Origin of the sequence: Parafilimonas sp., from assembly GCF_051953455.1 — a bacterium.
Taxonomy (GTDB): Bacteria; Bacteroidota; Bacteroidia; order Chitinophagales; family Chitinophagaceae; genus Parafilimonas.
In genome coordinates this window covers 1-23,711 of sequence record NZ_JBQCIT010000004.1, presented here as the reverse complement: position 1 = coordinate 23,711, position 23,711 = coordinate 1, and the positions used below count along the sequence as shown (strand labels likewise).

Sequence of the window (23,711 nt, the reverse complement as noted above, 5' to 3'; positions counted from 1 at the left end):
AAGGTTGATATTCCGGTATTTCATTTAATGGTTCACAGGCTTTCCAATGCGCTTTCATTTCTTCCGGTAATTGCTGGTATAATTGTGTGCCTTTTGTTTTCCAGGCTATCATTTCATCACTCACTGCCTTAATAATTTTTGCAGGGTTACCCGCCAGCAAACTGCGTTTCGCAATCTTTTCATCAGCCTTTATCAAACTCAGTGCACCCACAATACATTCATCACCCAGTTCCACATTATCCATAACCACACTGTTCATTCCAATCAAGCAGTTTCTGCCAATCGTTGCGCCGTGAATTACAGCGCCGTGACCAATATGCGCCGCTTCCTTCAGCCAAACGGTGGCGCCGGGAAATATATGCAGCACACAATTCTCCTGTATGTTGCAGCCATCTTCAACAATAACCCTGCCCCAATCGCCACGCAATGCAGCGCCGGGGCCAACATACACATGCTTCCCGATGATCACATTGCCCGTAACATAAGCCTGCGGATGTATAAACGAGGTATCGTCAATAACAGGGGTAAAACCTTTAAAGGAATAAATCATTACTGCTACTGTTTAAAAAGCTAAGATAGATTGAATACTACAAATAAACCGGCGTTTAACATATACCGCTACATGCAAAATGTTTTCCAAAAATTTGTTCATGCTGTTGCATTTTCTCCGTTTAAAACGAATAATATAAAATGATTATTTTTAGAGTAATATCCCGCTAATATTATGGAAATACAGGACCTCACAAGCATCATTTCTTCCGGCCTGATTGTACCGGTTATCGGTAGTGGTTTCTGCAAGGTGAAAGTGCCGGTAAACCGTGTTGATCCGCACAATAAATTCACCGGCAACATAACCGTTTTAAAAAATGCCATAGAAAAAAACGCTGACGTTACGCTTACTTTAAACGAATACCTTGCCCTTAGAATGGCCGATAAATTCGGGCTGAATTATTTAGACGACAGCATGCTGAACCTGAACTGCGTATTTCTTAAATCAAAATTTACAGAAGCCACACGCTACAAAATGCTGCACGATGAATACCAACAGCTAAGTACGGAAAAGCTGCTGGATGATTATGAAAAACTGGCATCAATAAGGGATTTCCGGATTTATATAAATACGGGTCCTGATAATTTCCTGGCGGATGCCTTTGCCAGGATACCCGACCGCAAGCCACAGTTTATTGCTGCGCAGTTGCTGGAAAGCAATAACAACAATGTTGTTATAAAAGAGCCTTCTGCTTTTGAACCTATTGTGTTTAATATTTTTGGAAGTATAGTAAAAGCGCCTTATAACGATTGTGCAGTAACCGATGAAAATTATATTGAGATGATCGTAAAGCTGCAGCAGGAAAGCACCACGCAGCAATCTGCTTTCAACACATTATTTAACCTGCTGCGGGAAAACAACCTGCTTATAATTGGCAGCAGTTTTCCAGACTGGCTGATGCGTTTTTTAATAAGGCTTATTGCGGCTGAACGTTATACGCAATCAAACCAAAAACTTATTTCAGATGCAGGCACTTTAAGCAGGATTGAATTTGAAAATTTTTTACAGCAATACCAGGGGCAGGTAATTACGCAAAATGAAGAAACATACAAATCGCCAGGTGATTTTGTACAGGCTTTATACAATGCCACACAAAACAGTTCGCAGAATATTGTGCAGCGCTATAAAGAAAAAGTTTTTATAAGTTTTATAAGTGAAGATAAAAACATAGCGCAACTACTCAACAATGCTTTTGCTGAAAAAGGCGTGCCTGTATTTTTTGATGGCAATGAAATTTTTTCAGGCACTAATTTCAATAATGTGATTAAACCGGAAATTCAAAACTGCGATTTTTTTCTGCCTGTAATCACGGCGCGTTCTGTAAAAGACCCTATTGACGTAAAACGATATGTGTATAAGGAATGGACGCTTGCAGGTTTCAGAAGGATGGCAGGCGAAGATGCGGCGGCCACAACCACTTTTATAAAGCCATATACGATAGGAACAGATGCTATAAACATGTCGGTTTATGAAACTTATTTTGATGGCATCGGCATGGAAAAAATACCAGACACCAGCAGGGAAGCGCTCATCGCTTTTGTTGAATCATTTATAACAAGAAATAATCTTACACCGGTTAACAATTAACCACAGCGTAAGCACAAACGATACTTATATGGAACAGCGCCCCTATCGCGGCATGCATACTTTTACGGAGGAGCAAAAGAATTTGTTTTTTGGAAGAGGCAAGCCGGTAAATGAAATATTCAGCCTGCTTAAAAACAATACGCTCACCGTTATATTCGGCACATCGGGTATTGGTAAAAGTTCGCTGATAAATGCCGGCCTTATACCCAAGCTGCGCGAAAATTTTTACCTGCCCATTTTGCTGCGTATTCCCTTTTCCGATGCAAATATTAACCCGCTCGTTTATACACGGAATATAATTGAAGCTGAAGTAAAGAAATATATTTATAAAGATTTCACTTATCCGCAAAACACCACCTTATGGCAATTCTTTCGTGAAGCCAATTACACCGGCGGCGCTGTAATTCCTGTATTAATACTGGATCAGTTTGAAGAATATTTCAAGTTTGGGAAAAACAATAAAAACCAGGCTGATGCATTTGCAAAAGAAATGTCAGATCTTATTGAAAACAGGATGCCTGATGAATTAAAAAATGCCGATAATTATAAAACGCTTACTGCTTCAGATGCCCAGAATAATTGCCGGGTTATAATAAGCCTGCGCGAAGATTTTCTTGCACCGCTTGAAGATTTAAGCAAGCTTATCCCCTCATTAAGCAAAATACGTTACCGTATTGTGCAGTTACGTGGCAAAGAAGCTTTTGATGCCGTGTACCAGCCCGCCAAACATTTGATAGATGAGGCTACTGCAGTACATCTTTTAAAAAAGATCATCCCTAAAAAAATAAAAGCTGAAACAAACAGCAAAGCTGAAACAGGCAATACGGACGATGACACAAACGAAATAAACTGGGAACAAAAAGATTTTGAGCCTTATATACTAAGCCTGTTTTGCTACCAGGTAAATGAAAAAAGGATAGCCGCCAAACAAGCTGCTATTTCAAAAGAATTAATTGATAATACAAAAGTTGAAACCATATTAAATGATTATTATAACAACACCATAAAGAAATACCGGCACTGGTATAAAAAAGATATTGGCGATTTACTGGAAAAAAATCTTGTGAGCGAAGAAGGTTATCGCCTGCTCAAACCCGTAAACTCCAACGAATTTAAAAATGTGCCGGAACGTGTAATTACCGGCCTTGTTAATGACCGGATCATACAAATTGTAAACAGGAACGATATTAACAACATTGAAATTTCGCATGATTTGCTGGCCAATGTTATTCACGCTAAAAAGATAGATAAAAAAGAAACCCGGAAATTAACCAACATTCTTGGCATTGGTGCATTAGTGTTTGTGGCCATACTTGCATTTACAGCTTATTCGCATAACCGGTTAAAGAGTGAACTTGATATAGCAAAGAATGCAGTAGTAAACGATTCAATTGAAAAGAAAGAACTGGCGATAACGAAAGATTCCCTTCAAACCGATAAGGATTCTTTAGAAAAAAGATTTCAAAGTACCATACAGGCAATTAATAAAGAATACCGCGGCACAGTTTATTTCCAGGTTAGCTCAGCTTATAAATCGAAGGCGCTTACAGAATGCATGGATGCTTTGAAAAGCAGCAGGTTTATAGTACCTGCGGCAGAAACCATAAAGGGCAAGCCTTTTAAAAACATGGTAAAATATTTTCATGCAGAAGATGAGGAAATGGCAAAAGAGGTGCTTGATATTTGCAACAGATACTACCCGGAAGATTCACTCATACTGCAACGCATCCGGCTTAAAAATAATAATGTAGCTGCCGCAACTATTGAAATCTGGGTCAACAAATAAATACTTTCTCCGCTTCATCATACAATTCTTAAATAAAGGCAATATTAATTGCCGGCTGTATCGCTATCAATACATCTGTTGTTTCAAAAGCGAACAGTTTTTATGATAATAAAAAACAGCATTAAGTAATGCCGCATCATTGATCATTTTTTTCAACCGGTCAATTAAATGTTCTGCCATTCATCAGCCGATTAACAACTTTTAACCGAAACAGATACATGATTTGAAATATAACTGGCAAAACAAATATTTCTTAACATCCGGTATAAAGCGGAACAAAATTTAAAACAATGAGAAGCACAATTTTAACAGCCACATTATTATTTGCCATGAGCATTTCATCTTTTGCAAGCGAAAAGGTTTCTGACACAAGGTTATTGCACGATTTATCAAGCGCATTTAAAAAAACCGGTGAAGTAACATGGGTAAGCAAATCAAATTACAGGCAAGCCAGTTTTAATTTTAATAATCAGCAGGCTATGGCATTTTATAATGTAGACAAAGAACTAATAGGCTACAGTATTAAGATTTCCAAAACTGAACTACCTAAAATTGTTACAGATGCAATGAAAGATAACTACAATGACTGGGTAGTAACTGATGCTATTATGTTTGTTGACACTGACGGTTATGTAAGCTATTTTATAGAAACCGTTACAAAAAACAAGGGCCAGATACTTGAAATAAGCACTGATGGCGATTTAAGCGTTTATAAAACCATAAAGAAATAAATGCTTTGAAATTTATACAATGCGGAGGCAAATTGATTTTGCTTCCGCATTTTTTTGAAGTTATTATTAACCGGCTGTTTATAACGCATTCAAATGCATTCATCCACGAGGTACAAAACAGATTCATAATTTCTTTTTACTGCTTCACTCATAGCTATTTCACAGGTTTTGGTGGAGGAATAATAACCATCATATTCCTGGTTGCCCACTTCTTTTGCTTCGTGGGCTGTTGCTGCAGCAGTAAGTTCCGGAAAAAGAAAACCACGGTCACCGGCCATACCACAACAACCTGCGTGCACAGGCACGCTTACTTCGTTTGCATATGCTTTCGCAATGTTTACAAATTTGTATTCTATACCCAGCTTTTCTAATGCACAAACCGGATGCAGTACCACCTTATTTTTTTTGTTGACGGATAACTGAACAGGCATTACGTAATCATGCAGGTAATCAACACTGTCTATAATCGTAAGCTTATCATAACGCTGCTGATTTTCTTTTGTAAGCACACCGCGGATATGATGCAGCGTATAAGTGCAGGAGCTTACATCCATTACAACAGGATGTTTTCCCTTTTCACTATCACTCCATAAATGTTCAACAATTTTGTTGGCAGTATATTGATAAGCCGTATGGAAACCTTTTGAAGAAAATATCTGCCCGCAGCAACTGCCTGTAACATTGTTCAATACGATTACATTAATACCGGCCTTCGCAGATACGCTTAAAAATGTTTCCATTAAACTTTTCTTTCCATCTTCACCATTGCCTAACACCCTCGATATACAGGCAGGAAAATACACAATTGTTTTGCCTGCGCCATTTTGGAGGGTGTTTTCAAATAAAGGTTTTAAGGATGGTGGCTTTTTCAGATGATTTGACCATAATGGAAGAGCCGGCATAAACTTCCTCAGCATTTTTGTAATTCGATACATCGAATATTTACCACTAATGCCATTGATGCCTTTACCGGTTTGCAAGGCAAGCCGCACCGATTTTTCAACAAAGCCAAAATGCTTCGCCACCCACAAAGCAGCTTTATTTTCAGCAGCAGAATGATTTTCTCTTCTTAGTCTTTTTACAAGATCGCCGGTATTGATATCAACGGGGCAGGCTGTTGCGCATAAGCCATCAACTGCACAGGTTTCAAGGCCATCATACGCATATTCCTTAATAAGCTGCTTATATGCAGGTTGATCCTGTGCTTTCAATTGCTGCAATGCACGTCTTGCAACAATACGCCTTCTTGGCGTCATAGTTAAATTGCGGCTCGGGCATTTATGTTCGCAGTAACCGCACTCAATGCATTTATCCACTTCTTCTTCCACCGATGGCAAAGGCTTAAGGTTTTTTATATGCGCGTCTTTATCAGCATTAATTATAACACCCGGATTTAATAAATTTTTTGGATCAGCAATTGCTTTAATGCGCTTCATTATTGCATAAGCTTCCGAGCCCCATTCCGTTTCAACAAAAGGCGCCATATTTCTGCCGGTGCCATGTTCAGCTTTTAATGCGCCATTATATTTTTTAACTACCAGTTCAACCACGTCATGTATAAAACGATGATAACGCTCCACTTCATCTTTTGCGTTAAAAGCCTGCGTTACCACAAAATGAATATTGCCATCTTTCGCATGGCCGAAAATAATGGCATTATCATAATGATGTTGTTTGAACAATACCTGGAGATCTAGAATTGCATCGCCCAATAAATGCAATGGAAAAGCAACATCTTCTAAAATAACGGTGGTGCCGCTGGCCCTCACTGCACCTACAGCGGGAAATAATCCTTTGCGTATTTTCCAGTAAAATTCTCTTTGTGTGGAATCTTTTGTAAATACAGGTTTATTTAAAAGAGACAACTCTTCAGCGGTGTTTAAAAAAGCATCAACCTTGGCATTTAATAAGGTTTCATTGCTGTCCTGAAATTCAACCAGCAACGCTGCCACAGGCTCCGGCAGTGTTTTAATAACGGTGTCAATACCTTTTATATTTTCAACAGAACGCAGCGACGCCCTGTCCATCAATTCCACCATTTCTGCGCCGGAAGCTATAAGTGGTTCAATGGCTTTGCAGGCTGCATATATATCTGTAAAATATAAAAGTGCCGTTGACTTATAAGGCAGATCAGGAATGGTTTGCATTACAGCTTCTGCAATAAAAGCCAGTGTGCCTTCTGCGCCGATCAATAAATGCGCAAAAATATCAAGCGGATGTTCGTAATCAACTAACGCATTCAGTGAATAACCGACTGTGTTTTTTGTTTGATACTTGAACCTTATTTTATCTGATAAAGCACTATTGTTTAAAACAATATTACGCAGGTTTACCAGCTCTTCTGCAAGCATTCTATTGTTCGCGACAAAACGCTCATAATCTGTTTTAACTTCAGTGGAATACATTTCACCGGTTGGCAACATGAAGCGTATATATTTTGCGGTATGATAGGAATTATATTTTACGCCGCAACACATACCGCTGGCATTGTTTGATAAAATACCACCCATCATTGCCGCTGATATACTGGAAGGATCAGGGCCTATTTTGCAGGCATATTTTTTAAGATAGGTGTTGACCATCGCGCCGGTTATGCCCGGCTGAACCCTTACAAACGCCGCATTGTTTTCAATCGAAATTTTGTTCCAGAATTTACTTAAATCAATCAAAATACCATCTGTAATACACTGGCCTGAAAGGCTTGTGCCGCCGGCACGAAAAACCAGCGGAATATTTTGCTGATGAGATAATGCAAAAAGCTGTTTTACTTCATCTTCATTTACAGGCTGTACAACAGCTTTTGGTATAAGTTGGTAAAATCCTGCATCGGAAGCGTAGGTTATAACATCAATCAGCCGGCTTTTAATCCGTTCAGCGGGCAAAATTTTGTGCAGTGATTCCAATAGTACTTTGTTGTTATTTATTAAGAAATAACATATTGTGCTAATTAACTATATAGAAGAAGGTTGAATCGTCATTTCGACGATAGGAGAAATCTCTGCTTATTTTTGAATTTATAATTGTGTAGAGATGTCTCGTTACCTCGACATGACGTATTAAGAACATTATTTAACCCATACTCCTTAAATTTTAATAGCACAACAGGTTAAGAAATAGTTTTGTAAAAATAAATCCCGCTTTGTTACCAGCGTTCAACAACTATAAAGATTCCGGTCTTATTATTCAATATAAAAAACTGTTTTTCAAATTTTAAAATCTGCTGTTATCTTACGATTATTTATCGAGGCATTTTAAATTAAGAATGGGCAACGCTTTACATTACATATCTCCGCCAAAAGAAGGTTTTAAAAATGAACTATTTGACAGGTTACTCGCTGCCGGTTATTACCGCATGCAGCACCTGATGTTTACCTGTAATGAAACTGTTATAAACAGTGATTATAAAACCATTCCTGTATTCTGGCTGCGCACTCTGGTGCAAAATGTTTTATTAGAAAAAGCTGCAAGAAATATTTTAAAAAAATGCGCCGGCTTCACAGTGCTTATTGAGCCTGCCTATATAGATGATGAAATAGAAACATTATATGCCGCTTATAAAGCGCATGTTCAGTTTGAAGTTTCTTCTTCATGTGCAAGCTACCTTCACCAGCCTGAATTGCCGGAACCATTTGATTCGATGATGATAAAAGTGATTGACGGAAACAAATTGATTGCAGCAGGATATTTTGATAAAGGCAGTGAATCTATTGCAGGCATCATCAATATTTACCATCCGCAATATCGTGCCTATAGCCCCGGAAAATTTTTAATACTGCAGAAACTGCAATATGCTCTTTCGAAAAATATGCAGTATTATTATACTGGTTATATAAGCACAGAAAGCATACGGTTTGATTATAAAACTTTTCCGGATGCAGAAGCGGTGGAGGTGTTATTACCTTTAGAGCAAACCTGGGCGCCCTACAGCAAACTTGGAAAGCCTTTTCTGGAAGCCTACTACCTGCAAATGCTGCATAATTTATGAATGCGTTATTAATTTTTTTTTAACAAATAACCCCCATATATCACTGCTCAATTACTGTCTTAATAAGAACGTCAATTATTGAAAAATTAAACACTTGTTTAATTTTTCAAAATGTGCGAACTTTGCATCATACTTAAAAGAACGGAGGTAGAATGAGGAAATTAAGTTTCGTATTACTGTTTTCGTGGCTGATACTTAATTCGAAGGCACAAAACCTTTCTTTCCAGGCGGGTGAGAAAATAAAATTTACAGTTTATTATACGGTGGCGGGCATTTATTTTAATGCAGGCACAGCGTCTTTTTCAGTGAACGAAGCCAGCACGGCTGATGCAAATACTTATCATTTAATAGGCGAAGGTTCAACCAATTCAAAGTACGACTGGATTTTTAAAGTACGGGACCGCTATGAAAGTTATCTGAACACAGAGAATATGCAGCCTGTGAAATTTATACGCCATGTGAGCGAAGGCAAGTACAAAAAACATGAAGAAGTTGTTTTTAACCGGCATAATAACACAGCAACTACTAAAAAAGGCACATACAATGTTCCTGAAAATGTTCAGGATGTAATTAGTTCTGTTTACCTGGCAAGAAATCTTGATTATTCAAAATATAAGCCCGGCGATAAAATTACATTCAACATGTTTTTTGGGAACGACATTTACAACATGTATATAAAATACATGGGCAAAGAAATCATTAGCACGAAATACGGAAGATTCAATGCCATCAAACTGCAACCTTTATTACTGAAAGGCAACGCTTTTAAAGGTGGTGAAGACATGACGGTATGGGTTACAGATGACAATAATCATTTACCCGTAAGAATCCAGTCCAGGCTTACGGTTGGCAGCATTAAGGTTGACTTATCACAATATGAAAATCTTAAATATCCGCTGGTTGTAAATTAAAAGAACGGTTGGATCCTATTTGTCTTGCCTGTGATTAATAAACCCATAACATTAGTATGTTATAACACAGCCACCGTATGATGATACATATTTTTAAAAGACGGTTCCATTAAACCCGCAATATTGTAAGGTTTTATTTTCTCCCTTACTGAATCAGTAAATGCATCTATATCAACCTGCGATATAGTTTTCTGCTGCGTCAATTTGAATAAATCTTTATAGGTTGAATATGTCATTTGTTGCACCTCGGTTTTATCCGCTTCAAGAAAATATTTTACAGGAAGGTTTTTCAATCGCTTCTGTTCGTACATAATCGTAAAAGTAAAATACAACATAGACCATGCACTGAACAATTGAAAATGCCCCATCGTTTTATAACAGCCTGCAACAAGCAGGTCAATTAACTTCAATTCTTCAAAAACTATATTTTCATATTCTTTAAGCTGTTCATACAATGGCTGTTCAAAATTTCTGTTTTCAGTCAGCATTTTTATAATTCTTTCAATACCCGCAAGTGAATACGCAATGCCGGTGCTGAAAAGCGGATCAACGAAACCAACCGTGTGCGGCATGGCTAACCAACCATCGCCAAAACAGGTTTGCAGTTTTCGCTGTAATCTGCCTGAACGTATGATTCTGCCCGGTTGCGCAGAAAACTTTGCATCTTTTAATATAAAATCTATGTCAGGATATTTTGCCCGTATCCAATCCCAAACTTCCTGCGTTTGCATTTTTTGCAATGAAACGTTACCGCCGTTTAATGCAAAGCCCCAGCTTGTGCGGTTATTATTAAAACGAAGCGCCCAAATCCAGCCTTCATCTAATACATGATGTAAAGCTGAGTTATCAGCATTATAAGGGTAACCGGATGTTGCAATATTTTTTTGATGGAGTATATCTGTCCAGCGTGGCAGGTCATCAAAATGAGAAAATACCGCAAATGAATCAGTAAGAAAATTTTCTGCGGATGACTTTACTGAAAACAGTTTATCAGCCAACATTCCGCTGCCGGTTGCATCAATAAAAAATGATGCATGCATAGTTTGGTCATCACCATTGCCATTAGCGGCAATTTCCCATTTACTATTTTTTCTTATGGCCAATGTAATTTCCGTCTCATCAAAATAATCTATACCTGCTTCTTTAACTTTCGATACAAGAAAGGCATCAATATCTGAACGCAGCCAGTTGGTATCAGACAACTCATCACTTACGCTTGCGGCAACCAGCAATTCGTTGATATGATGATCATCTGTTGAAAATTCTTTGCCAGGATAATGTTTATAATAACTAAAGCCTCTTTTAATTCCGCAAACGATTTCAGGATGCGCTTTTTGCCAGCTTCCATATCTTGAAAAATCATATAGCCAGGGCAGGTTATATTTCGAAGAAAGTGACCGCAAAATCATGTCAGCAATAGGTGTGGAAGACTCTCCTATTGCAAAACGCGGATGTTTGCCTTTTTCAATCAAGCAAATATTAAAGCCGCATTCTTTTAGAATAAGCGCAGTAAGTGCGCCGGCGAAGCCGGCGCCTGCAATTACAATATCATAATGTTTAGATTGATTCAACATAACCAGTAGTGCAACCACATTCTATCTGTGGAAGTATTGTTTGAGTAAGGTTCATCTTTTCTAATCGTTTCTTTCTTGCTTCAAAACAAAGCGGGCATTGAGATAAAAAACCAATATCCCAGGTATCAACAAACACCTGTCCCTGCTTTAGCAGCAAAGCTTTTTCGAACACTTCTTCCAGCATAGCTAAAGAAGGCGGCGCATAATTGCCTTCCTGCCACAAAACATCCATCACACCATTGCCTGGCCTTACCGGGATAACGGAACAACGGGCAACACCGCATTCAAAAGCAAACTGTATAGATTTAAAAGTCCATGCAATGCTTTCCTGCGGCTGCGTTATGTAAGGTGCATTTAATAAAACAAATGCACGCACATCAATGTCATGCTGATTTAAAAACATGGTTGCCTGCCTGAAATCTTCCGTCGTAAGTTGTTTATTTAATCTTGGCAATACACCGGGATGAATGGTTTCCAGGCCCATTGCCACTTCCAGCCTCTCATCAAGCAAGTCATTGAATTCGATACAATGTTTGTTGCAAAGCTTTGGGTGATTCTCTACAACAACTCTTTTATACCCTTTAAGCAGTTTGACGATTGCAGGATATTCTTCCGGAGAGATAGCTTTTGTATCAAAAAAATTTCCGTTGTTATAAAGCTTGATAACATCCGCCTGCGGCAATCTTTCCAACGCATATTCAATCTGTTTAACGATTGCACCAAATGGTGCAGGCGCATCTAAAGTATTCTTCCATAAATCGCACATTAAACATTTGAAAGCGCATTCTTTGCTGGTAAGAAAGATGGTGTTTACCGTTTCAATACCGCCTGATAAACCAGGTTCTTCTTCATGCAAAAAATGATAGGGAATGAATGGGTTTAGCCTGTTCTTTTCAGAACGGAGTTCAGTAATTGTATAGCTGTTATACCCATCATGCATACAACGAATGAAAGAATGTTCTGTATTCTATTTCACTGGCGCCAAAAACTTTTGAAAAAGCTTCTTCCGGCACAGCACCTTCCTGGAACCTTCTCTTTTCAAATACGGGCATATCAAATCCTGTAACAGCTTTTACGCCGCGGCTTGCCACTTCTCCTTTTAATGCATATAATACTTCTTCTTTCCAGTCGGTAAGTGCTATAAAAGGAATGCCTTCAGCTACTTCAATTACATTGGGTAAGGCGTAAGGGCTAAAATCCTTAAATCCATATTTTTTGGAAGGCGCATAAGAACGAACATGCCCCCTGCTTTGTCCGCCGGAATAGGTTAATGAATGTTTTATTTTATCAACGCCCCATCCTTCCTGGTATAGCATGAGGTTGTTTAAAACACTGCGTATAGTTAATTCAGGATTGGCTTTTATTGGATAATCTTTCAGGTTTTCATCGCCGCCATCACCATCGGCCATGTATTTCCAGTCAGGATATAGTTCCCTTACTCTCCTGCATAACGCCAGCGCCATGGTAGCAGCTTCCAGGTCGAGCGACTTATAATCTTCGGTCACCTTAATAGCCTCTTTATAATCTATGTATGACAAGGGCACATCAACCACTTCAAGAAAAAGCGATAGGCCCAGTTTATCCATGAACTGGTGCGCCTGTTCTGCATCGGCACCGCCATTTACAGATAAAGTAAAAGCTTTGAGCCTTTGAGGTGACATGCCGAGCCTGAGCATTAAATGATACAAGACAAGGAATACAGAACCGCTGTCAATGCCACCTGAAAACAAAACACCTACCGGTTCTTTTTCAGGGATAGTCAACAACCATTTTTGACATTCATTCGCCAATGTTTCAATATATTTTTTTCCGATAGCATCAAGGTCTGTTGGCAGCACATTTCTTTGCGGTTCAAAAAATCTTGTATATACCGGGTTGGGATCAGGACAGCCTATTACTTCAAGCCTTACCACATGATGCGCCGGAACCATTCTTGTATAGGAAGGATGAAACTGGTGATGCAAATTCCGTTGTTTCAAAAAATCATAAATCTCATCCATGCGTTCTGCAACAATAAGCAAAGGCCCTGAGACCTGTTTGGCAAGAAAATAACGCATGGGCCTGCCAAGGGAACGCGCCATAAATACCTGGCGGTCTACTTTTTCAACTATGGCAAACTGGCCGTCGATTTTGCGTACGGCTGAAGGATCGCCGGAGGCAACGGCAGCCGCAGCCTCCTGGTATGTCATATTGAAAATGATGTTACTGTTGTTATCAATAAGGCTCACAAAATCGGTTACATACTGATTCATATATCGTAGTTTACTATAGCAACAAATGTAGAGATCATTATCTGATTTATTTTAAAAGAAATCTAAATTCCGGCTGCAGGAAAAAGGATAGAGAATTGAATGAATATTTCAGTATTGTTTCCGGCTGTTGCGACCGGATTACGTAAGGAAATTCGCAATTGTTACTGATCTCTATACCTGAATTCAGAATAGAAAAATCAGAAAGGTCAATATCCTTCATGCATTGATAAGCAATTTCTATAGCCATATTATAAGTAACCGAATCTATATAGTGGTTTCTAAACGCATTCAGTTCCTCTGCCTTATATCTTTTTAAAGATTTTATCTTGTCGGCAAAAACCAGATTAGTGAAACTATCGAATTGTGCTTTTATTATTAAATCTTCTATTGACAGTTTCTTTCCGTTTTTTAAATCAAAGTTGAAATATGTAGTCCACGAGCTACAATGCGCACCACATGCCTGTTGAAGTATCTGCATTGAAAGCAGGCGATTATTTTTAAAAGATATTGTATAAGAAATATCCGTTAATCCATACTCATTAATATTTTCCCGCAGTAGTTGTGCAATATCCGCACTATTATCGTCAGGATTAAAAAGATCAATCTTTACTTGCATGTTTATTGCGGAATCAACATAATTGTTGCCAGTTGAAATAAGAGGATAAATAATCGTTTTATCTGTAGTATTATAATATGCCGGGTTGGGTGCAAGCTTAATTTCCTTTATGCTTATCTGTGCAAAACAGCAATTGAAACAAAAAAAGGCAGCGAAAAAAAGGCTTGGTTTCATTCACAAAATTAAAGCGTTAATATATAATCAAAATGGCGCATTCTTTATGCGCCATTTATCAAAAATTACAACACCTGTTTCACTCTTTTCGTAAGTAAATATTTCCGCTTATGGTTTCCAGGTTCACTGCTTCGCCGCCACCGTTAAAAGCAGCCGTTACGTTGTAACCACCTCTCGATTTGTCATTACCATTTATGGCTACATCTGTATAAATCGTACCGCTGATAGTGCTCATTTTCAGGTCTGCTTTGCGTGTGGCTGCAAGGCCCATATCAATAAACCCGCTGATGGAATGTGCCTTTACATCTTTTGTATTGCCTTCAATAATTATATCGCCATTAATGGTTTCTACTGCAAAAGATGATTGTTCAGGAATATAAATATCCCAGTAAATTTTGCTCCTGTAGTTGCTGCAATTGCAGGAATCCTTTCTTATTTTATTCTCTTCAAATTTTGCGTTGACTGTTATTGTGTTGCCCGCATCGTTAAAATCTGTAAGATAAATATCGTTGTCTTTATTATCATTTATATCTATGGAAGCTTTGGTATATACTTCATTTTTATTCCATGTAATTATCCGTATGGAATCTGCAATCTGTATATTCAGTTTTATAGATTTACCGGGCGTATAAGCCAGGTTTTTTTCTATTATTTTCTGTGCATGGGTAAAGCAGCTTAACATGCATAATATGAGCAAGCCGGTTAAGTGTTTCATTGTATGTTATTTAGCCAATTAAATAATTTATTACATCATTATTTATTACCCTTTTCTCAGGTAGATGTTACCACTCACGTTCGTAATTTTGAGGCTGGCGCCGCCGCCATTCAGTTTACTTGAAACAGAATTACCGCCCACGCGTTTGAGGCCTTTATCATCATTGGGAAAATTGAAATCAGAATAAATGCCGCCGGAAATGTTTTTCAGTTCCACATCCATTGCAGTGGTTGCCGGCACAGTAACATCAATATCGCCGCTTACCGAGGCGAGGGAAATTGACCTGTCTTTGGCAAGCGAGGCAAAGCTAATATTGATGTTGCCGCTTATAGTATAAAACACCAGGGGTCCTGACGCATTCTTCACTTTTATATCCCCGCAATTTTTTATAGCCAGCTCGCCTTTTACATTAGAAACCGTTACATCACCGGAATTGCCGCAGCTGTTATCTATCTGGATACTGAAATTGTCCGGCACTTTAATTTTATAATTAGCATTTTTCGTTATAGGCAATAAACACTGGAGCACTACCTGGTTGCCGTTTTTATCAGCCGACACAGCTATGCCTGTATTATCTGTGCCGCCGCCGTAAACGGGCTTCAATCCCTTAGCCCTTTCAGGCACATTAGCGGGCAAATCAGAAGTAATAATTATCTCGCTACCACTATAGCCTTCCACCGGCAAATCGCCCGGAAAATTATTCAATATAAGCTTACCATCTTTTGTATTCTGCACCGCTACTTTGTATTCCTGTGCATGCAGGCAGAGAGACGCAAGGGAAAACATTAACACTAAAACATAATATACCTGTTTCATTTTATAAATTTTAAAAAGTAATTTTTTTAAAGTGCTGTGCTATTGAAACTATTAGAGAGAGTAATTAATCTGTAAGATGTTTAGAACGTCATGTCGAGGTAACGAGACATCTCTATACAATTATAAATTCAAAATAAAGCAATAAAGCAGAGATTTCTCCTATCGTCGAAATGACGGTTCAATCTTTATCATAATCGTCTAATAGCATAACACGTATTTTTTAATTTTAACCCTTCGGGTTTTATTGATTTTATGTTACCGCCAACTGAACTGCGACTAAGCACGGTTGCGTCGCATTACCTTCATCTGCACAGCGCTATGCAGCTCCGGTTTCCTGTTCATAACCATTTTATTGAAAACAAAAATTATAAAACTTTAAGCCCCTTTTCCGCTATCTCTTTTACAGGTGGTAATGTGTTTTTATCTTTCAGTATTTCCTGTATAGGCGCCTTGGCTTTTGTTTCTTTTTTTTCTGTAAGAATATTGATCAATGCAATCTGCATAAGCGGTTCAGTTTGTTTGCCAAGCGATGCTACCAATGCGTCGCTCACTTTATTGCTATTGGAAAATTTTGCAAGCGCATACAAGGCTGCGAGCCGCACATTTACATTATCATCTTCATTAAGGGTGGTAATAAGCGCCATAACAATTTTATTATCGGGATCAGTTATTTCATCTGCATAGCTTACCGCTTTAATACGCTCGCTTGCTGATTCTTCATTCAGCAATTTTACCGTTAATGTTTCCTTCATTTCCCTCACTTCATTCTTCAATTCTGCCACCTGCCCGTTTCCGGGTTTATTGTTAGTTACAGTTGTACCAATAAAGAAGCCTGATACGATAAGTATAATGCTGGCGGCGATCCTGTACAACAATGCATAACGGTTTATGGGTTTAACCACAGCAGCCTTTTCTTCAGGCTTATTTACAATGTTTGCAGTAGCTTCTATGTTTAGCTCGCTCTGGAGCATGTTTTCAAATTTTTCGCGCAGGGCCGGGCCGGGCTTTTTGATTTTATCTTTTTGTATGCCGTCAAAAATTTGCCTGTACTCTTCCAGTGCCTGCCTGCATTGTATGCATTCGTTTAAATGCTTTTCCAGCGGCGCCCTGTCATTTGGATGCAGTTGTGCATCTAAATAATCAATCAATAACGATTCAACATCATAACACTGCATAATCAAACTGCTTATTGTTTAAAATAAAGTAACCTTAATTCTTTTAATGCACGATGTATCTGCACTTTAACAGCGCTTAGCGACATGCTTTTCATCTTTGCTATTTCTGCATACTTCAGGCCTTCATAACGGCTTAGAACAATCAGCTCCCTGTCAACCGGCCCCAGGCCGGCCATGGCTTTTTTTAATTGCTCAAAATCATGCTCTTTAAACCCCTCTTCTTTTTCTAAAACATCTTCCGGATACTCATGCACATTTTTAATCACTTCACTTAGCCGTAGCTTTTCCCTGCAATAATCAGCATGAAGGTTTCTTGCCATCTGGTACATCCACGATTTAAAACTTCCGGCTGCAGCATTAAAGCTGTTGCGGTAACGTAATATGCGATAGAACAATGATTGCGTAAGATCTTCACTTATGGCAGCTTCAGCTGTTAACCGCAGGAAAAAATTATATACAGGCACATTATAACGATCGAACAACTGCTTTAGTTCGGCCAATTCACCGTCCCTTACCTTGTACATTATTTTCTCATCAGTCAGTCCAGCCACGCTGTATAATTTGTGTTCGTTTTATATTGGTTACTGCAGAAAGATAAAAAGGTTACAATTTTTTGTAATTATTTTTTTGAAGAGAGAGAAATTTATTATTGTTCGTAAGCCAGTTTCATATAATGCATCATTTCTTCGCTAATATCTGAAGTATGCAGCATGCGGAAATGATGATTGAACTGGTTATTATTGCCCGGCACCTGCGCAATCTTAATAAAACAAAGGTTATCGTAATAAGGTTCTTTGAAAGGAAAAATAACATGCATAAAGTTTTTGCCTAACTGCGTTATCCATGCAATACGTTTATGCCCGTTTGATATACCAATCATGGTTTTAGCCGCATGCAACTCTATGAGGCCAATTTTATTATATGCATCTATAAAATGATTGAACAGGTCAATAGTGTGCTGCGTTTTTCCCGATAGAAAGTCTGCAATTGTTTTATCTGCCATGATAAAAATATTATTACAAAGATTGATATTTTTCTCAGCTTCTTATGGGCTGTAAACCCGGATTCCCAAATTTCCGTAACGCCCTGGATGATAAACGGCCTGGCCCATCCGGAACATAAAAGTGTTAAGGCTTCTTATACTGCTTTGCCTATTCCTTATTACCGCTTAGCTTTGCGCCCCCATGCAACTAACCGTAGAAATAACCAATAAGCAAATACTTCGTATTGCACTCCCCATTGCCCTTTCTATATTGGTTCCTAATATAAATTTCATAACTAATAATATTTTTCTTGGTCATTTAAGCGAAGAAGCACTGGCGGTTGCAGGTATTACAGGTGTTTATTATCTTGTTTTTGGCGTAATGGGTTTTGGATTAAGCAGCGGCCTGCAGGCTTTAATGAGCCGCCGGGCCGGTGAAAATAAAGCAGGCGAGATCGGGCTCCTATTTTTTCAGGCAGTGCGCATTGCATTGGCATTTGCCATTGCCGGTATTTTAATTACATGGTTTATTGCTCCTGCTATCTTAAGATATTCGCTGCATAAGGAACAGGATATACAAATGGCTATTGATTTTTTACGCATCCGTATTTGGGGGTTGCCGTTTTTATATATTTACCAGTTACGTAACGCTTTACTCATAAGCATTAATAAAAGCAAATACCTGATAATAGGAACACTGGCAGAAACATTAGCCAATATCTTCTTTGACTATGCTTTTATTTTCGGACATTTTGGTTTTCCTGAAATCGGTTTTAACGGTGCTGCTTATGCATCTATCATTGCGGAATTTACCGGCCTTGTAACTATTTTCAGCGTGATTCATTTTAAAGGTATTGGTGAAAGTATTAATCTTTTTAAGAATAAAAAGCTCAATCTTAACTCCATAAAATTAATTCTTCACCAATCTTCCCCGCTCATATTACAGTTTGCTATTAGTTTGGCAAGTTGGGAATTTTTTTACATCCTTATTGAACATCATGGTACACAGCCGCTTGCTATTTCAAATATTATGCGCAACATGTTTGGCATATTCGGATGCTTTGCCTGGGCGTTTGCTTCAGCCAGCAATAGTATGGTGAGTAATATTATCGGGCAAAAATTGGATCATCGTGTAAAAGAGCTCATTTATAAAATAACCAAACTCGGTTTAATATTTTCTATTTGCATAGCAATTCTTATAAACCTGTTTACCAAATTATTTTTAAGCGCTTATGGCCAGAGCGATAGTTTTATAGAAGCTGCTATTCCAGTAGCCCGCGTAATTTCTTTTGCACTTGTACTACAATCTGTTTCAACAATATGGCTTAATGCAGTACTTGGTACAGGTAACAGCAGAAGAAACCTGGTAACAGAAACAATTGCTATTATCTTGTATTGCATATATGTTTATACAGTGCTTGAATATTTGAATCTCTCTATTACTATTGGCTGGATGAGCGAATGGATATACTGGATAGCCTTATTCGTTCCCTCTTACTGGTATATACAAAGCAATAAATGGATGGGCAAAAAAATATAATACTTCTGCGTTTTATGGGTTGTCGTGCAGGTTTTCAATAGGTTTTTTCCAAAGCTTTATATAGAAAATAACGAGTGCAATAAAACTTAAAATGAGCCATACGTAAAATATAATATTACCAACACCGATACCATTACTGAAAAGTGCATATTCATATTTAATACCAATCGTCATATTGATTGCTATCCATAAAATAAACACAGCCATACTTGCGGCTAAACGTTTAAAAAATTCTTTTATTCCGGGTTCCATTTTTTAAGCTACATACAAAATAAGAAAACAAAATTATAACCATGTATTGAAGTACATTTGCCCTCCTTAAAAATAGTGTATGCTGAACAGAAAGGAGCAACCTGGAATAGTGGATGCAACAGATTTTAATCTTCATTTAAAGCCGCTTGAATATTTTACACTTGATAATGGCATAAGTGTTTATGCCCTGCGTGCCCCGGAACAGGAGGTGGCGTATGCAGAATGGGTTTTTTATGCGGGTAATGCTCATGAGCAAAATAATATGACAGCGGCCTGCGTGAACTATATGCTTAAAAACGGTACAAAGAATAAAACTGCCTTTGAAATAAATGAACATTTTGAATTTTATGGCGCGTATTTAAACCGCAGTTGTTATAATGAAACAGCATCTGTAAAGCTGCATAGTTTAAGCAAGCATTTACCAGAGCTTTTACCTGTAGTGAATGAGCTTTTTACAGAAAGCATTTTCCCCGAACAAGAACTTGCCATATACAAGCAAAATCAAAAACAAAGCCTTGAAGTAAACCTGAAGAAATGCGATTTTGTAGCCAACAGGTTAATAGATGAATATCTGTTTGGGTTTTCCCATCCTTACGGTAAATATGCATCAATAAGAGACTATGACAAGCTTGAGCGTGATGATCTTATCCAGTTTTATCATAAGCATTATATAAATGGCAAATGCATCCTGTTTATTGCCGGCAACCTTCCGGATAATATTGAAGCATTATTGAATAAAAATTTTGGCGCTTTGCTTTGCAATAATGAGCCTTCAGTTATTAACTATAACAGTAATCCTGAAAAAGATAAAGACCATTTTATTATTAATGATGAGAACGGTTTACAGGGTGCTATACGCATAGCAAGAAATTTTTTCAATCGCCACCATCCTGATTTTATAAAGGTGCAGGTATTAAATAATATTTTCGGCGGATATTTTGGCTCAAGGCTTATGAGCAATATTCGGGAAGATAAAGGATACACTTATGGTATCCACAGCTACCTGCAAAATCATATTCATGAAAGCGCCTGGATGATTTCAACCGAAGCAGGCCGCGATGTTTGTGAGGCTACCATGGAAGAAGTTTTTAAAGAAATGAAGCGCCTGAGAGATGAGCTGGTTGGTGAAGAAGAATTGCATCTTGTACGCAATTATATGATTGGAAGCATTCTCGGAGATTTGGACGGGCCTTTTCAAATAATATCGAGATGGAAGACATACATTATAAATAATCTTACCGAAGATTATTTTAATAAAAGCATTCATACTATAAAAAATATTACCGCTGAAGAACTGCAGTATCTTGCCATAAAATACCTGCAGCCCGAATCGTTTTATAAGCTTACCGTTATCTAAGCAGGACTGAGAAGTTATTTAAGTTAATCAGCTACCGGTCTGGCGCTTTTTGCGATAAAGTTTATATTAAACAGTGGAGAAGAAAATAATATAAGTTTTTTATGAAGATTATATAGTCCACTGATCATGAACCACTCCAATCAGAAATAATTTATTATCCTGTTTTTCGAATACAAGCTTAAGGCTTCTCCAATCCATGCCATCATATTTTTCTTCAAAACCAGGAAAATAAAATTCCACATAGGTGCAGTTCCCATAAACCGAATCGATATTATTGAGCGAATTACCAGAGGATATAGTTTTATTTAAACTTAGGTTTGGCGCATCTAAAAAATCGACATCATACACAAATTTTTTAAAATATTCCTGCGCAGTTAAAAGAATAGGTTTTCCATTTTCATCATCCAGGATTCCCCAATCAATTCTTTCCAGTTTGTTTTTGGTTAAATAATTTACAAGTTGTTCAGCAGTAAGTTTTTTATCATGAAGCGTATCAATATATCCATAAGGAGAAAATCTTACTCCCCCATCAATAAAAGAATCAAGTTGCTGGTAATTCTCATGTTTAAGTATGGAAAGTATTTGCTTTGACAGAGTGAGCACAACGGAATCATAAATTAAAGGGACAGCTTTGATTTCAGACAAAGAATCTTCATTGGTACCAGATTCAGTGTTTTGGACATTGTTACAGGACATAACAATGAAATACATTACGGATACTAAAACGAGCTTAAGCAATTTCATATGGCGAAGAATATCATAAATGTGTAAAACAAAAAAGCCCCACATTACTGTGAGGCTTTTTAATAAATACGGCAGCTACCTACTCTCCCGCATTGTTGTGCAGTACCATCGGCCATGAGGGGCTTAACTTCTCTGTTCGGTATGGGAAGAGGTGAACACCCTCGGCAAAACCACCATAAAGAGTTGCTGCTGGCTAATAGCTAACAGCTAATAATGTCATATTGGAAAAGCTTTCATCACTGGAGAACTAAATATTTTTCGGAAAAACCAAAAAAATAAAATTAAAGCTTACGGGCAATTAGTACTACTCGGCTTTGTTATTGCTAACTTTAGACCTGTAGCCTATCAACGTTATCGTCTATAACGACCCTTAAAAGTAAACTCATCTTGAGGAAGGTTTCACGCTTAGATGCTTTCAGCGTTTATCCTGCCTGTACATAGCAACTCTGCATTGCAGTTGGCACCACAACAGATACACCAGCGGTACATGCGACCCGGTCCTCTCGTACTAAGGTCACGTCCTCTCAATTTACTAGCGCCCACCACAGATAGGGACCGAACTGTCTTGCGACGTTCTGAACCCAGTTCACGTGCCACTTTAATCGGCGAACAGCCGAACCCTTGGGACCTTCTCCAGCCCCAGGATGTGACGAACCGACATCGAGGTGCCAAACCTTACCGTCGATATGAGCTCTTGGGTAAGATCAGCCTGTTATCCCCGGAGTACCTTTTATCCTTTGAGCGATGGCCCTTCCATGCAGAACCACCGGATCACTTTAGCCGACTTTCGTCCCTGCTCGGCCTGTATGCCTCACAGTCAAGCTCCCTTATACTAATACGCTCTATGTACGATTACCAACCGTACTGAGGGAACCTTTGCAAGCCTCCGTTACTTTTTAGGAGGCGACCACCCCAGTCAAACTACCCACCATGCACTGTTTCCGACAAAGTCGGATTAGATTCTAAACGTTTAAAGGTTGGTATTTCAACGTTGACTCCACAATGGCTAGCGCCACTGCTTCACAGTCTCCCAACTATCCTACACATCAAAAGTTCAAAATCAATGCAAAGTTGTAGTGAAGGTTCATGGGGTCTTTCCGTCCCGTGACGGGTAACCGGCATCTTCACCGATACTACAATTTCACCGGGCTCGTGGAGGAGACAGTGTACAACTCATTAGACCATTCGTGCAGGTCGGAACTTACCCGACAAGGAATTTCGCTACCTTAGGACCGTTATAGTTACGGCCGCCGTTTACTGGGGCTTCAGTCACAAGCTTTGGATTGCTCCGAACAAGCTCCCTTAACCTTCCAGCACCGGGCAGGTATCAGGCTCTATACGTCATCTTTCGATTTTGCAGGGCCCTGTGTTTTTGCTAAACAGTTGGTTGAACCATTTTACTGAGACCGCATCGCTGCGGTATGCTTTATCCCGAAGTTACAGCATTAATTTGCCTAGTTCCTTCTCCGCGGCTCACCCGAGCGCCTTAGAATACTCATCTCGACTACCTGTGTCGGTTTACGGTACGGGTTGTTTTAGCCTAGCCTTAGAGGTTTTTCTCGTGAGCAGGTTTAGCGCCACTATCTATCCGTCCGAAGACTTCAAGTACTATCACGTTCAGCATTTCCGGCGGATTTGCCTACCAGAAATATACCTACACGCTTTAACGGGATATTCCGTGATCCCGCGGGCATTTCACTTCTCCGTCACCCCATCGAAACTAAAACAAGTGTTGGAATATTAACCAACTTTCCATCAGCTACCCCTTTCGGGTTTGCCTAAGGACCCGACTAACCCTGATCCGATTAACGTTGATCAGGAACCCTTAGTCTTTCGGCGAAGCAGTTTTTCACTGCTTTTATCGTTACTTATACCTACATTTTCTTTTCTAAACGCTCCAGCATACCTCACGATACACCTTCAATGCGGTTTAGAATGCTCCCCTACCACTCCTTACGGAGTCT

At 38.7% G+C, this 23,711-nt stretch carries 20 protein-coding genes and 2 rRNA genes; 7 read left to right on the top strand and 15 right to left on the bottom strand.

What is annotated here, in order from left to right:
- Positions 1–550 (bottom strand): acyltransferase (locus tag ACTHN6_RS00830; RefSeq protein WP_440433809.1); only part of this gene is annotated, 550 nt, incomplete at its 3' end.
- A 174-nt stretch (positions 551–724) separates the two neighbouring features.
- Between ACTHN6_RS00830 and ACTHN6_RS00825 the strand changes: the two genes are divergently transcribed.
- From ACTHN6_RS00825 to ACTHN6_RS00815, 3 genes are all read left to right on the top strand, one after another.
- Positions 725–2,137 carry a toll/interleukin-1 receptor domain-containing protein gene (locus ACTHN6_RS00825; RefSeq protein WP_440433808.1) on the top strand — a complete coding sequence of 471 codons (1,413 nt, stop codon included), beginning with the start codon at positions 725–727 and terminating at the stop codon, positions 2,135–2,137.
- Between the two features lie 28 nt (positions 2,138–2,165).
- Complete coding sequence (locus tag ACTHN6_RS00820; RefSeq protein WP_440433807.1) at positions 2,166–3,923, top strand: nSTAND1 domain-containing NTPase; 1,758 nt, start codon at positions 2,166–2,168, stop codon at positions 3,921–3,923.
- Positions 3,924–4,213: 290 nt separating this feature from the next.
- Entirely contained in the window at positions 4,214–4,654 is a 441-nt protein-coding gene (locus ACTHN6_RS00815) for a hypothetical protein (RefSeq protein ID WP_440433806.1), read from the top strand.
- Between the two features lie 89 nt (positions 4,655–4,743).
- Here the strand turns inward: ACTHN6_RS00815 and ACTHN6_RS00810 are convergent, their stop codons facing one another.
- Positions 4,744–7,536 (bottom strand): FAD-binding and (Fe-S)-binding domain-containing protein, encoded by a 2,793-nt coding sequence (locus ACTHN6_RS00810; RefSeq protein WP_440433805.1) that lies wholly within the window; start codon positions 7,534–7,536, stop codon positions 4,744–4,746.
- A 380-nt stretch (positions 7,537–7,916) separates the two neighbouring features.
- Here ACTHN6_RS00810 and ACTHN6_RS00805 point away from each other — a divergent pair, with 380 nt between their 5' ends.
- Together ACTHN6_RS00805 and ACTHN6_RS00800 are read left to right on the top strand one after the other, a co-directional pair.
- Positions 7,917–8,639: a hypothetical protein gene (locus ACTHN6_RS00805; RefSeq protein WP_440433804.1), complete on the top strand. Its 723-nt coding sequence runs from the start codon at positions 7,917–7,919 to the stop codon at positions 8,637–8,639.
- Positions 8,640–8,791: 152 nt separating this feature from the next.
- Positions 8,792–9,550: a DUF3108 domain-containing protein gene (locus tag ACTHN6_RS00800; protein WP_440433803.1), complete on the top strand. Its 759-nt coding sequence runs from the start codon at positions 8,792–8,794 to the stop codon at positions 9,548–9,550.
- A gap of 59 nt (positions 9,551–9,609) precedes the next feature.
- Here the strand turns inward: ACTHN6_RS00800 and ACTHN6_RS00795 are convergent, their stop codons facing one another.
- The 9 genes from ACTHN6_RS00795 to ACTHN6_RS00755 all read right to left on the bottom strand — a co-directional run bounded on the left by ACTHN6_RS00795 (position 9,610) and on the right by ACTHN6_RS00755 (position 17,875).
- On the bottom strand, positions 9,610–11,124 hold the full coding sequence (locus tag ACTHN6_RS00795; RefSeq protein WP_440433802.1) for an NAD(P)/FAD-dependent oxidoreductase: 1,515 nt from the start codon (positions 11,122–11,124) through the stop codon (positions 9,610–9,612).
- Positions 11,108–12,064 (bottom strand): radical SAM protein, encoded by a 957-nt coding sequence (locus ACTHN6_RS00790; protein ID WP_440433801.1) that lies wholly within the window; start codon positions 12,062–12,064, stop codon positions 11,108–11,110. The genes ACTHN6_RS00795 and ACTHN6_RS00790 overlap by 17 nt, the downstream gene beginning before the upstream one ends.
- On the bottom strand, positions 12,057–13,376 hold the full coding sequence (locus ACTHN6_RS00785; RefSeq protein ID WP_440433800.1) for an asparagine synthase-related protein: 1,320 nt from the start codon (positions 13,374–13,376) through the stop codon (positions 12,057–12,059). Before ACTHN6_RS00785 ends, ACTHN6_RS00790 begins: the two co-directional genes overlap by 8 nt.
- Before the next feature lie 46 nt (positions 13,377–13,422).
- Complete coding sequence (locus ACTHN6_RS00780; protein ID WP_440433799.1) at positions 13,423–14,166, bottom strand: hypothetical protein; 744 nt, start codon at positions 14,164–14,166, stop codon at positions 13,423–13,425.
- Positions 14,167–14,245: 79 nt separating this feature from the next.
- On the bottom strand, positions 14,246–14,881 hold the full coding sequence (locus tag ACTHN6_RS00775) for a hypothetical protein (RefSeq protein WP_440433798.1): 636 nt from the start codon (positions 14,879–14,881) through the stop codon (positions 14,246–14,248).
- Between the two features lie 45 nt (positions 14,882–14,926).
- Complete coding sequence (locus ACTHN6_RS00770) at positions 14,927–15,697, bottom strand: DUF4097 family beta strand repeat-containing protein (RefSeq protein WP_440433797.1); 771 nt, start codon at positions 15,695–15,697, stop codon at positions 14,927–14,929.
- Between the two features lie 365 nt (positions 15,698–16,062).
- Positions 16,063–16,872, bottom strand: a complete 810-nt coding sequence (locus ACTHN6_RS00765; protein ID WP_440433796.1) for a HEAT repeat domain-containing protein — start codon at positions 16,870–16,872, stop codon at positions 16,063–16,065.
- A gap of 11 nt (positions 16,873–16,883) precedes the next feature.
- Positions 16,884–17,423, bottom strand: coding sequence for an RNA polymerase sigma factor (locus ACTHN6_RS00760; protein ID WP_440433795.1), 540 nt, complete (start codon positions 17,421–17,423; stop codon positions 16,884–16,886).
- Positions 17,424–17,518: 95 nt separating this feature from the next.
- Positions 17,519–17,875, bottom strand: coding sequence for a DUF5655 domain-containing protein (locus tag ACTHN6_RS00755; RefSeq protein ID WP_440433794.1), 357 nt, complete (start codon positions 17,873–17,875; stop codon positions 17,519–17,521).
- 181 nt (positions 17,876–18,056) lie between these two features.
- Here ACTHN6_RS00755 and ACTHN6_RS00750 point away from each other — a divergent pair, with 181 nt between their 5' ends.
- Positions 18,057–19,394, top strand: a complete 1,338-nt coding sequence (locus ACTHN6_RS00750) for an MATE family efflux transporter (RefSeq protein WP_440433793.1) — start codon at positions 18,057–18,059, stop codon at positions 19,392–19,394.
- A 12-nt stretch (positions 19,395–19,406) separates the two neighbouring features.
- Here the strand turns inward: ACTHN6_RS00750 and ACTHN6_RS00745 are convergent, their stop codons facing one another.
- Entirely contained in the window at positions 19,407–19,646 is a 240-nt protein-coding gene (locus ACTHN6_RS00745) for a hypothetical protein (protein ID WP_440433792.1), read from the bottom strand.
- Between the two features lie 79 nt (positions 19,647–19,725).
- On the opposite strand from ACTHN6_RS00745, the gene ACTHN6_RS00740 reads away from it, so the two are divergent.
- Complete coding sequence (locus ACTHN6_RS00740; RefSeq protein WP_440433791.1) at positions 19,726–21,003, top strand: M16 family metallopeptidase; 1,278 nt, start codon at positions 19,726–19,728, stop codon at positions 21,001–21,003.
- Between the two features lie 108 nt (positions 21,004–21,111).
- On the opposite strand, the gene ACTHN6_RS00735 is transcribed toward ACTHN6_RS00740, so the two are convergent.
- The 3 genes from ACTHN6_RS00735 to ACTHN6_RS00725 form a co-directional block, all read right to left on the bottom strand.
- A complete protein-coding gene (locus tag ACTHN6_RS00735; RefSeq protein ID WP_440433790.1) occupies positions 21,112–21,792 on the bottom strand; it encodes a hypothetical protein in 681 nt (226 codons plus the stop codon).
- 21 nt (positions 21,793–21,813) lie between these two features.
- Positions 21,814–21,925: ribosomal RNA gene (gene rrf / locus ACTHN6_RS00730) — 5S ribosomal RNA — on the bottom strand.
- 99 nt (positions 21,926–22,024) lie between these two features.
- A 23S ribosomal RNA gene (locus ACTHN6_RS00725) occupies positions 22,025–23,711 on the bottom strand; the annotation flags it as partial.

What these genes read in the sequence shown, in the direction of transcription:
- ACTHN6_RS00825 (WP_440433808.1), top strand. Translation starts at nt 725, where the DNA reads ATGGAAATACAGGACCTCACAAGCATCATTTCTTCCGGCCTGATTGTA.
- ACTHN6_RS00820 (WP_440433807.1), top strand. Translation starts at nt 2,166, where the DNA reads ATGGAACAGCGCCCCTATCGCGGCATGCATACTTTTACGGAGGAGCAA.
- ACTHN6_RS00815 (WP_440433806.1), top strand. Translation starts at nt 4,214, where the DNA reads ATGAGAAGCACAATTTTAACAGCCACATTATTATTTGCCATGAGCATT.
- ACTHN6_RS00805 (WP_440433804.1), top strand. Translation starts at nt 7,917, where the DNA reads ATGGGCAACGCTTTACATTACATATCTCCGCCAAAAGAAGGTTTTAAA.
- ACTHN6_RS00800 (WP_440433803.1), top strand. Translation starts at nt 8,792, where the DNA reads ATGAGGAAATTAAGTTTCGTATTACTGTTTTCGTGGCTGATACTTAAT.
- ACTHN6_RS00795 (WP_440433802.1), bottom strand. Translation starts at nt 11,124, where the DNA reads ATGTTGAATCAATCTAAACATTATGATATTGTAATTGCAGGCGCCGGC.
- ACTHN6_RS00790 (WP_440433801.1), bottom strand. Translation starts at nt 12,064, where the DNA reads ATGCATGATGGGTATAACAGCTATACAATTACTGAACTCCGTTCTGAA.
- ACTHN6_RS00785 (WP_440433800.1), bottom strand. Translation starts at nt 13,376, where the DNA reads ATGAATCAGTATGTAACCGATTTTGTGAGCCTTATTGATAACAACAGT.
- ACTHN6_RS00780 (WP_440433799.1), bottom strand. Translation starts at nt 14,166, where the DNA reads ATGAAACCAAGCCTTTTTTTCGCTGCCTTTTTTTGTTTCAATTGCTGT.
- ACTHN6_RS00775 (WP_440433798.1), bottom strand. Translation starts at nt 14,881, where the DNA reads ATGAAACACTTAACCGGCTTGCTCATATTATGCATGTTAAGCTGCTTT.
- ACTHN6_RS00770 (WP_440433797.1), bottom strand. Translation starts at nt 15,697, where the DNA reads ATGAAACAGGTATATTATGTTTTAGTGTTAATGTTTTCCCTTGCGTCT.
- ACTHN6_RS00765 (WP_440433796.1), bottom strand. Translation starts at nt 16,872, where the DNA reads ATGCAGTGTTATGATGTTGAATCGTTATTGATTGATTATTTAGATGCA.
- ACTHN6_RS00755 (WP_440433794.1), bottom strand. Translation starts at nt 17,875, where the DNA reads ATGGCAGATAAAACAATTGCAGACTTTCTATCGGGAAAAACGCAGCAC.
- ACTHN6_RS00750 (WP_440433793.1), top strand. Translation starts at nt 18,057, where the DNA reads ATGCAACTAACCGTAGAAATAACCAATAAGCAAATACTTCGTATTGCA.
- ACTHN6_RS00745 (WP_440433792.1), bottom strand. Translation starts at nt 19,646, where the DNA reads ATGGAACCCGGAATAAAAGAATTTTTTAAACGTTTAGCCGCAAGTATG.
- ACTHN6_RS00740 (WP_440433791.1), top strand. Translation starts at nt 19,726, where the DNA reads ATGCTGAACAGAAAGGAGCAACCTGGAATAGTGGATGCAACAGATTTT.
- ACTHN6_RS00735 (WP_440433790.1), bottom strand. Translation starts at nt 21,792, where the DNA reads ATGTGGGGCTTTTTTGTTTTACACATTTATGATATTCTTCGCCATATG.